Raw genomic sequence first — 963 nt, forward strand, 5'->3', positions numbered from 1 at the left:
CCAACCCCCACCACTCGCCCACACCACCCGCAACCCACCCACCCCGACCAACAACCGGCCCGTCACCACCACCCTCACAGACTCCCCCAGCCCATACACAAAGACCACCCGCACCGAAAACCCCCGGACACAGACACCCCACCCAGAAACACCTACACACCAACCCCCAGCCACCACCACGAACCCAGCCCGCAAACCCCCCGCCAGGCAATACACCACACCCCACCACTTGTTGCCCGGCGCTGAAAATGCCGACGAAGGCGGCGTTCACGATGCCGACGGACGGGGACGACGACGCCCCGTCGGTGGGTGTTCCGGCGGGGCGGTCGTCGGCAAGGTGTCGTTTTCGTCGGCGAGGTGCCGGTGGTCTCAGTCCACTCCGGGCGGCACGCGTGTGGCCTGGTGGTAATACATCCGCCAGCCTGTGGTCTGATCCGTCCTGCGCCAGATCGAACTGTGCCTGGTCCTGCGTTCGCCGAGCATGGTCTCGAAGGTCAGGTGCACCAGACCCGGCGCGAGCCGCACTCCCGAGATTTCCGATGGCTCATAGCGGGGACCATCCGCCGCACTGCCCGCGTGGTCAGCCAGTTCGGCGAGCATCTCCTCATATGTCCATCGCTGTCCCGACCCGCCGACCTCCACGAACTCCGGGTCGAGAAGCTGCGCGGCGCGTTCCCGCGAGGCGCGGACATGCGGGTCCATGAGCTGCAACTCGCCCGCGATCGCCTGGTTCACATCGTCTGTTGCACCGTCCATGGACGTATCCTCACCGGACTCACGGTTCATGTCGCAACCGATTTCATCTGCCCGATCAATGATCAAGCCTGGCCTTCGGCGCCGCCCCGTTCACCCGGGCTAGGAAACTCAGTCGCCGACCACCTCGCTCACGGAGGCGGGGCCTGTCAAACGAGCGGTGTAACCAGGGTGGTTGGGGTTACTGACGGGCCTGCGGGGAGCCGGCCA

The 963-nt window shown here is 66.0% G+C and carries 1 protein-coding gene; it reads right to left on the reverse strand.

The window, feature by feature from the left end:
* Positions 1 to 369 precede the first annotated feature (369 nt).
* Positions 370 to 756, reverse strand: coding sequence for a nuclear transport factor 2 family protein (locus tag V5O46_RS31575; RefSeq protein WP_332888166.1), 387 nt, complete (start codon positions 754 to 756; stop codon positions 370 to 372).
* Between the last annotated feature and the right edge of the window lie 207 nt (positions 757 to 963).

The sequence above is a fragment of the Streptomyces poriticola genome (assembly GCF_036689765.1).
Classification (GTDB): domain Bacteria; phylum Actinomycetota; class Actinomycetes; order Streptomycetales; family Streptomycetaceae; genus Streptomyces; species Streptomyces poriticola.

Coding starts and splice junctions, on each gene's coding strand:
- V5O46_RS31575 (WP_332888166.1), bottom strand. CDS start 756: ATGGACGGTGCAACAGACGATGTGAACCAGGCGATCGCGGGCGAGTTG.